Origin of the sequence: Nocardia jiangxiensis NBRC 101359, assembly GCF_000308615.1 — a bacterium.
Lineage (GTDB): Bacteria > Actinomycetota > Actinomycetes > Mycobacteriales > Mycobacteriaceae > Nocardia > Nocardia jiangxiensis.
In genome coordinates this window covers 26,804-34,660 of record NZ_BAGB01000064.1, presented here as the reverse complement: position 1 = coordinate 34,660, position 7,857 = coordinate 26,804, and the positions used below count along the sequence as shown (strand labels likewise).

Genomic DNA, 7,857 nt, shown 5'->3' with positions numbered 1-7,857 from the left:
GGGATTCCAGATGCGGGGCGCGGATCATGCCCTCGTACGCGTAGATCCCTGCGCCGAATAGCACGTTCTGTTGTATTACCATCCGGATCTTCATTCGAGACAGTCTTCCGTTCTGGTATCGCGGTATTCGACGCCGACATGCGCGAGCCGGAGGCGATCCTGACCGCCCCGCAACTGCGTGAAACCCTCACCCTGGACGAGCCCATCGGGCTGCATTTCATCGAGGACGACGACGGAGCATGGCGCGTCGCCCGCCACGTGATCGACGTCCTGCCCTCGGGAAGCCACTTCGCCGCGACGATCGCCACCGACGGCTTCGCTCCCGAGCCACTGGCCAAGGGTTCGCGACCTGTACCACTCACACGGCGAAACCCTGAGATGGCGCACCAAAGCCCAAGCGCAGCAGTTCTTCGACGGGCTCGAACTGGAGGAGCCTGGCTTGGTGCGGATGCACAAGTGGCGGCCCGACCCGATTCACATCGGCACGATCGCCGATGTCGACATCGCGATGTACGGGGCGGGCGGGCGCAGGCCGTGACAGCCCCGTCGCGCTGGCCTCGGCCGGATTCGCCGGGCGAGGCCAGCGTGCGTCAGAGTGCCTCTGGGCGTCCCGGCGCGCCGACCGAGGTAGTCATCGCCTTCTCCTCGTGTAAGAGAATCCGTGCGAGTTCGTGGTGAAGCAGCCGGATCATGTCCCCGATCGGCTGCTCGCCGCTGGGCAATCCCGCCGCGTGTTGGACGTAGCGGGCCGCCTTGGTAGAGAACGGGGCAGATACGCCGGAGTCGGTCTTCTTGACCGCAACGAACAGTTCGAACGGCAGCGGTGGTGCCTGGAACAGGATCCGCGCTGCACTACGCCAGGTGATCGCGGAATCCTCGGCGGCACCGGGAAGCGTTTCGTCCGGCAACTGCTCGATGGCTTTCGCTAGGACATCGGTGATCGCGTCGATGCGATGTTCCGCGCTGATCCATGCACCCCGGCCGTAACGTCTACACGATACGTGTCAGGACCTCGATAGCGACCGGGCTCTCACCGTCTCGGCGGTTGACGGCGCGTGAAATGCTGTGCTCGCGAAGGTTTTCGAGTTCAACCATCACCATGGACTGTTCCTGGTCGACCACGGAAAGCGCTGACATGCGGCCGAGTATTTCACGGACCAAGATCAACGGGCTACGTGAGCGTTAAATCTCCGATACCGAATAGTCGCTTTCCAGAACTGGTTTCGCGGTACGCATCAGCACCGAATCGGCCGCCCGACAGCTCGATTTCAGCGGGGAGAACCCCGTCGACGGAGCCGATCACTAGCAGCACGTGTGGCCGTGTCGGTGCCCGCTTCGAGGGCTGCCCGCCGAATCGGGCAGCCTCACCCTGACAGGATGTCGGTGTGGTGCGGTGCGCTGGGCTAGCTGGCCTTGTTGTATGCCTCCAGGACGCTGGCCTGGATCCGTCCGCGATCGGACACGTCGTAGCCGTTCTTGCGGGCCCATTCCCGAACCGCTTTGGTTTGTTCCTTATCCGCCGCAGTGCGATTGCTGACGTTGCTCTTGGTCTTGGGGATCCGGCCGGCCTTGCGGGCGGGCTCGGTCCACTGTTCGAACGCCTTGCGGAGCTTGCCCGCGTTCTTCACCGACAGATCGATCTCGTATTCGACACCATCGATGCCGAACACGACGGTTTCCTGCGCCGGGGATTTACCGTCATAGTCGTCGATCAATTCGACGGTGACCTTCTGGGCCATACGAATCTGCTCCTAGTCTGCATCACACTGCTGGAGCGGCAAGCGTAGAACGCTGACGGGCAATGCGCGCGACCGGCACGCGACAAGGGCAACACCGTGCGCGGGCGTAGATGGGGTGTAAACCCTCACCCCAGAAGGGATTACAGGCGGTCGCGGAGTTTCGACAACAGTTCACAGGCACCCGACTCGGGCTCTTCGAACGTGATCGTCAGTGTCTGCGGAACCCTCAGCAGTTCCAGGACGGCTTGTCCGTGCAGGACGACCTGTTCGTCGGCACCCCGGCCGTCGAGAGAAGTGATGCCGATCGCCGTGACGTCCGCAGCGTGGCGATACCAGCTGGTGAAGTCAGACGGTGAGCGAGGGCCAGCGCTGCAGGACGTACACAACATCCGAGGGAGCCTTGATCGGGTTGGGCGCATCGGTCTTCCTGGGATCGGCGAACCTCTGATACGGATTGCAGTGGACAGCGCTCTCCTAGTTGCCTAGGGCAGCAGAGGTTTCCAGGAACCCTCGTAGGTTCGCGAACTCACGAGGTGGATAGCCTGACAGGGGGCCATGCACGTTTCAGTCCGCGTGATGAGTCAGTGACAACCCGTCGAATCCGCGAACCCACGGGAAACCGGGACTCACCGGACAGGCGGTGATCGAGCATGGCCCGCAGGTGGCCGTTCGGCGACCTGCGGGCCACACACGGTGTCCGACCCGGTGGCTGGGCGGGCGCTACCGGCTCACCTCTCGTTTACCGACACGCCTGCGCGCCTATCTGGTCGTGATCGCGCCCAACGGCCGGTACGGGAAGCTGATGGGCCCGAGCGGCCAGCCGGTCGGCCGGTGGACGCGTAGCACCGCAGCCGATGTCGAGTCACCGGGTTCCTAACAGGACGCATCTCACTCGACGATGGCCCCGCTTGCCCCACGATCAACAGGCAAGGAGCACAACCCCACTCGGTCATTGAGCGGTAGCAAACGAGCGCCGGAGCCTCGAATTCTCAACCAGCCGACCGTACCACGCGAGAGCTTCGAGACCATCACCGAGTTTGAATCAGTGTGAGGACTCGTTTGATGGTGATTCCGTTGGCGGCAAAGTACTGTAGAGCCCGCCGCCAGAACATGACGGCGGTTTCTTTGCGTTCGTCGGGCAGGATTTCGCTTAGGCCAGGCGGGAGTGGTCGTCGACGGCGTTGTGCAGATAGCTGCAGCCGACATAGCTTTTCCCGTTGTGGCGCAAGGTTTTCCCGGACTCGAGGGTGTTGAGGACTTCGTATTCGGCGACGGATTGATTGATCCGGCGTTGCAGGATTCGCTGGGCGCGGCTGCCGGACAACATGATCGGCTCGTTGGCGGCGAACAGTGACGCCTCGCAGCGCTCCAACTCACGTTCGATCGACAGCCCCTCGAAGGTACGCCGCGCCACGCGCGACACCGACTCGCAGATCACCACGTCGAACCGACGGCCCGGATGCGCCACCTCATCGAGAAGATCCGCGACACCGCCGTCGCGCGCAATCGGGATGGCGAACCGCTCGTAGCCGGTCCCGTGGCCGCGTGCGTCCAATTCGATGCGGCCAGACTCGACATCATAGAAGTGCGCCACGATCACCCACGACTCAGGGATCGCGGTCTTGCAGTTCCCCAACTGCCGCATCATCGATTGACGCGGATCCTGCTGATCCTCAGTGGAGGTGCGGCCCAGGAACGCCACACGGACCTCATCACGCAGCACAGCGGCCGGCACACCCAACGGGGACACCGCATAGTCGGACAACCCGGAAGGCCCGGATACCGGCACGGTCACCGACAGCGACGCGGACCGACCGGGCACTACGGGTGCGGGCGGGTTGACAGTCATGTCGTCGGAAGTCACGTCGCGGTACCGTCCTCAGCCGAGTGATCCTCGGACTGTTGTTTCGCGGCCCGATCCAGAAGCTCCCCGACTACGTCGGCGAGTTCGCCACGCAGGCGTTCAGCTTGCGTGCCGTGAAGGAATCTGACGTGACCGGAGAATTGCCGTTCGCTCCGGCGTTCCCTGCTCTGGTTGTAGCCCCAAATAGGCTGGATAGGGCCAGCCTCTGGGAGATTTTCGATGTTGCGTAGAAGGTTCTCGTCATCCATGCCCACAACCATGCAGTCCCCCGTCGATGGAGTTTCACCCCGACTGTGCAGCTATCTGCTGCTGCCCTACGATCCGGAGCAGGGCAGCAGCGGCCGCACCAAACGCGTCGTCACCACCGCCACCGCTCGCCCGGCCGAGGACCTCGACCCGGGCAAGTCGAAAAACACCACGAATACCACCAGAACGATCGCGAAGTCCGAGCCACCATCGTCCGTGTCATCGCCGCCCATCTGCGCCCGGAAACCGAGTACAGCTGGTCGCCAAACGATTTCGACTTCCGCACCACCTACCTCGAAGACGCCGACTTCCAGCGTGCGACCTTCTCCGGCGCCACCCGGTTCAATGGCACGACCTTCTCCGGCACCGCCCGGTTCGAGCGCGCGACCTTCTCCAACACCGCCCGGTTCGGCGACGCGACCTTCTCTGGCAGCGCCCGGTTCGGCGACGCGACCTTCTCTGGCAGCGCCCGGTTCGACGGCGCGACCTTCTCCAACACCGCCCGGTTCGAGCGCGCGATCTTCTCCGGCAGCGCCGGGTGCGCCGGCGCAATCTCCTCCGACACCGCCTGGTTCGACGACGCCACCTTCTCCAACACCACTGTGTTCGGCGACGCGACTTTCTCCGGCACTACCGTGTTCGGCGGCGCCACCTTCTCCGGCGCCACCATATTTGAGAAAGTGGACTTCGGCGCACAGCCGATCTCGTTCGCCAACTCCAAGCGATGGGGGCCGCCGGCGCCAGTCTTCGACTGGTCCGTGGACATCACTCTCAAACCCGCCAACGTCGAGCCCCAAGATTGGCCGCCGGTCGTGGTGAGCTCGGTGCCCTCGTCGTAGCGACGAGGGTGTTGGGAATCGATCTTTTCTCCGACACTCACCGCTGGCGCCATCCGATCGCTGCGACTCGCGTGGTTGTCACTTTTCGGAGTCGCCTGCACAGATGTGCGAAGTCGCCTGCATCCGCGTTGATGGGTGTCCAAGCCCGCGCAGCTATCTGAGGATGATCGTGAGTCCGACGGCGGCTGCGGCAACGGCGGCGACGATGAGGATTGCCGCGACGACCCGCGATGTCATGGGCAGTGCTGCCTGCAGGTGGGCGAGCACGCGGTGTCCGGCCGCGGTGGGACAGAGCAAGAGCGCGATCATGAGCACGGCGACCGGCGCAACCGCGATCACGACGAAGACCGTGGACAGTCCCAGGCGCGAGGCAATGGTCTCGTTGGCCATTACGGCGATGGCCCCGTAGAACGGTGCCGAGGTCAGCGACTGGGCCGTCCAGGTGATCAGACCGAGCGCGCTGGCTGCGACGGGGTGCAGATCGTGATGCACCGGCAGCGACATCGGTGGGCGGAGGAATCCGTGCACCGCCATACCGATGACCAGTAGCGCGATTACCACCACGATCGCGGCAACAGCCGTCGGAGACAGCGAGTTGAGGGCCCGGTGCACAAGTTGCAGGATCACCGTGAACGAGAACACCAGGGTCAGCGCCAGCCCGCAGATCCCACCAATCATGAACGACACGGCCGTCCTCGCATACGCCCACCGCGATGCGCTCGATATCCATACAAAGGAGACCGCAAGCAACGCCAGGACATTCGCGGAGTCCACCACCGCCAGCGGAACGATCGAGAACAACGAATTCATAGCCCCGTGATTGTGCAGCAGCACGCTCACAACCGGCTGGATGACCCCCACCCGGATCACTTGATCCTTCACGCCAGACACCCTGCATACGCGACCCGGGGCGGTAGTTGTATAGCTGGGGCACACCCCAACACCACACCCACGACCTGGGATGAACAGCGTCATATTAGAGTCCGAATCCACGTTTCTTACACATGTCCGGTGGTTCTTGAAGTCCAGCCTGACACCTGGTGCGCGGGAAGGGATTCGGTGATGCGGGTCAGCACCATGACGGGCTCGCTCGCAATCTCGATGATCTGCGCCGGCCGGTGCGGGTGCTGACCGGCAAGGGCGTGCGGGTGGAGTTCGTCAAGGAGAGTCCGACCTTTACCGGGGAGGACTCGCCGATGGCGACGTTGCTGTTGTCGGTGATGGGTGCGTTCGCCGAGTTCGAGCGCGCTCTGATCCTCGAGCGTCAGCGCGAGGGTATCGCCGGGGCCAAGACCCGCGGCGCCTACACCGGCCGCAAACCCGCCCTCACCGACGAGCATGCCGATCGGCTGCGCGAACGCGCCGTGGCGGGTGAGCATCGTGGCGGGTGAGCACGGGGTAGGGGCGCATCCACCAGAAATCTGGCGGTAGCGCGCTATGGCAGATAGTGGCAGCGCACTATGTGCGGTAACTCGAATGGCGACCTGGCGCTTTGACCGGGCCGGAGCTGGTCGACTCAGGAAACTATGCGCGGTACCGGCCCCACGCCGAGGGCGGCCCGACAGCAAAAGCCCAGCTCGATTCGCGCTACCGCCGGATTCCGCGCCGCTGCTCCCCAACCCCCTGACTTGGCAGCTCCCTCGCGTAGCGCGTCTGGCCGCTCACCGCCGCGCCTCCCACGTGCTCTCCTACAGCGCTGATAGGTTCTGGGTATGTACATCGGGTTGACAGGCTTGATGGCGAGCATCGACAGGATGGGCGGGCAGCCCCAACGGGCCGAGGCCGACGGGTCGGACGCCTTGACCGGCGACATCGCCGTGGCATGCACCATGGGCGCCGAGCTCGTCTGATGCAGATCGGCGTCGTCTTCCCCCAGACCGAGCTCGGCGGCGACGTCGGTGCTGTGCGCGCCTACGCCCAGGGGGTCGAGCAGCTCGGCTACGCTCACCTGCTCACCTACGATCATGTGGTCGGCGCCGACCCTACAATCCATCAGGGCTGGGCCGGCCCTTACGACGTGCACACGACGTTCCATGAGCCGTTCGTACTCTTCGGCTACATCGCCGCTCTCACCGCGCTGGAGCTGGTGACTGGCATCATCATCCTCCCGCAGCGTCAGACCGTGCTGGTGGCGAAGCAGGCGGCCGAGGTCGACCTGCTGACCGATGGCCGGTTCCGCCTCGGCGTCGGGCTGGGCTGGAACGCGGTCGAGTACGAAGCGCTCGGCAAGGACTTCTCGAACCGTGGCGCTCGCATCGAGGAGCAGGTCGCCCTGTTGCGCCGATTGTGGACCGAACGGACCGTCACTCACGACGGGCCAAGCGAGCGCGTGACCGGCGCCGGCCTTGCTCCCATGCCGGTGCAGCGCCCCATCCCGATCTGGTTCGGCGCCGCGTCGCGGCGGGCCTACGGACGCGTGGGTCGCTTTGGCGACGGCTGGTTCCCGCTGATGCCGCCGGGCCCCGACCTCGACGAGGCCAAGGCCGTCGTCGACGCCGCGGCGATCGAGGCCGGACGTGACCCGGCCGCGATCGGGATGGAGGGCCGAGCCAACTGGGGCCCTGGCGACCTCGACACGATGCTCGACGATGTCGGGCAGTGGCGCAGTGCAGGTGCCACACACCTGTCGATCAACACGATGGGCACAGGGCTTGTGTCGGTCGACGAACACCTTGCGGCGCTGGCCGCCACCGCCGAAGGGCTCGGCCTCACCCCACCCTAATGGCCGCTGTTCTGCGCGTTCGCGGATCGCGCAGGTCGGTCCGGCGGTGTAACCGGCCGGAATCCGGCGCTAACGCAGTGATGCCCTGGGCGTAGACCCAGAGCATCACGAGAGTGGTTGTCGGCCAACCGATTAGCGAACCGGATGGCTACGACAACGCGCTCATGGAGAACTTCTTCTCCACACTCAAGACCGAGCTCGTGTACCGGAACTCTTGGCGCACAAGGGAAAACGCGGAGAACGCACTATTCTCCTATATCGACGGCTGGTACAACACCCAACGCATCCAGAAGAAACTGGATTGGCGGTCACCGGACGAATACGAAGCCAGCTACCATCAACGGGTTCTGGCCGGAACCAGATAATCAGCTCTCCGGCTCAGCGGGGGTTCCTCTGTGTTTGTCAAGCTGCTGGAGCGGGTTTGGTCGTAGGCTGGGCGGTGGCGGG

At 64.4% G+C, this 7,857-nt stretch carries 8 protein-coding genes and 4 pseudogenes; 6 read left to right on the top strand and 6 right to left on the bottom strand.

Annotation, left to right across the window (positions count from 1 at the left end):
- Positions 1 to 3 precede the first annotated feature (3 nt).
- Positions 4 to 324: pseudogene (locus ON40_RS56180) on the top strand (SAM-dependent methyltransferase); the annotation flags it as partial.
- A gap of 25 nt (positions 325 to 349) precedes the next feature.
- Positions 350 to 538, top strand: a complete 189-nt coding sequence (locus ON40_RS54860) for an SAM-dependent methyltransferase (RefSeq protein WP_373281989.1) — start codon at positions 350 to 352, stop codon at positions 536 to 538.
- Positions 539 to 590: 52 nt separating this feature from the next.
- Here ON40_RS54860 and ON40_RS28760 read toward each other — a convergent pair whose 3' ends face one another.
- The 5 genes and pseudogenes from ON40_RS28760 to ON40_RS52140 form a co-directional block, all read right to left on the bottom strand.
- The gene (locus ON40_RS28760; RefSeq protein ID WP_040828007.1) at positions 591 to 908 is read right to left on the bottom strand and encodes a hypothetical protein; all 318 of its coding nucleotides are present in this window, start codon (positions 906 to 908) and stop codon (positions 591 to 593) included.
- Positions 909 to 1,403: 495 nt separating this feature from the next.
- Positions 1,404 to 1,739 carry a histone-like nucleoid-structuring protein Lsr2 gene (locus ON40_RS28755; RefSeq protein WP_040828006.1) on the bottom strand — a complete coding sequence of 112 codons (336 nt, stop codon included), beginning with the start codon at positions 1,737 to 1,739 and terminating at the stop codon, positions 1,404 to 1,406.
- A 1,046-nt stretch (positions 1,740 to 2,785) separates the two neighbouring features.
- Positions 2,786 to 2,940, bottom strand: a pseudogene (locus ON40_RS54855) (IS481 family transposase); the annotation flags it as partial.
- A 51-nt stretch (positions 2,941 to 2,991) separates the two neighbouring features.
- Positions 2,992 to 3,384: pseudogene (locus ON40_RS54850) on the bottom strand (recombinase family protein); the annotation flags it as partial.
- Between the two features lie 215 nt (positions 3,385 to 3,599).
- Entirely contained in the window at positions 3,600 to 3,851 is a 252-nt protein-coding gene (locus ON40_RS52140) for a hypothetical protein (protein WP_157186450.1), read from the bottom strand.
- Between the two features lie 45 nt (positions 3,852 to 3,896).
- On the opposite strand from ON40_RS52140, the gene ON40_RS48410 reads away from it, so the two are divergent.
- Entirely contained in the window at positions 3,897 to 4,688 is a 792-nt protein-coding gene (locus ON40_RS48410) for a pentapeptide repeat-containing protein (RefSeq protein WP_051193689.1), read from the top strand.
- A gap of 153 nt (positions 4,689 to 4,841) precedes the next feature.
- Here ON40_RS48410 and ON40_RS28725 read toward each other — a convergent pair whose 3' ends face one another.
- Positions 4,842 to 5,663 carry a hypothetical protein gene (locus tag ON40_RS28725; RefSeq protein ID WP_157186449.1) on the bottom strand — a complete coding sequence of 274 codons (822 nt, stop codon included), beginning with the start codon at positions 5,661 to 5,663 and terminating at the stop codon, positions 4,842 to 4,844.
- Between the two features lie 104 nt (positions 5,664 to 5,767).
- Between ON40_RS28725 and ON40_RS28720 the strand changes: the two are divergent.
- The 3 genes and pseudogenes from ON40_RS28720 to ON40_RS28710 all read left to right on the top strand — a co-directional run.
- A pseudogene (locus tag ON40_RS28720) lies at positions 5,768 to 6,079 on the top strand (recombinase family protein); the annotation flags it as partial.
- Between the two features lie 458 nt (positions 6,080 to 6,537).
- Positions 6,538 to 7,410, top strand: coding sequence for an LLM class F420-dependent oxidoreductase (locus ON40_RS28715; RefSeq protein WP_040828000.1), 873 nt, complete (start codon positions 6,538 to 6,540; stop codon positions 7,408 to 7,410).
- Between the two features lie 113 nt (positions 7,411 to 7,523).
- Positions 7,524 to 7,775 (top strand): IS3 family transposase, encoded by a 252-nt coding sequence (locus tag ON40_RS28710; RefSeq protein ID WP_157186447.1) that lies wholly within the window; start codon positions 7,524 to 7,526, stop codon positions 7,773 to 7,775.
- Positions 7,776 to 7,857 lie beyond the last annotated feature (82 nt).

What these genes read in the sequence shown, in the direction of transcription:
- ON40_RS28755 (WP_040828006.1), bottom strand. Translation starts at nt 1,739, where the DNA reads ATGGCCCAGAAGGTCACCGTCGAATTGATCGACGACTATGACGGTAAA.
- ON40_RS52140 (WP_157186450.1), bottom strand. Translation starts at nt 3,851, where the DNA reads ATGGATGACGAGAACCTTCTACGCAACATCGAAAATCTCCCAGAGGCT.
- ON40_RS28715 (WP_040828000.1), top strand. Translation starts at nt 6,538, where the DNA reads ATGCAGATCGGCGTCGTCTTCCCCCAGACCGAGCTCGGCGGCGACGTC.
- ON40_RS28725 (WP_157186449.1), bottom strand. Translation starts at nt 5,663, where the DNA reads ATGACGCTGTTCATCCCAGGTCGTGGGTGTGGTGTTGGGGTGTGCCCC.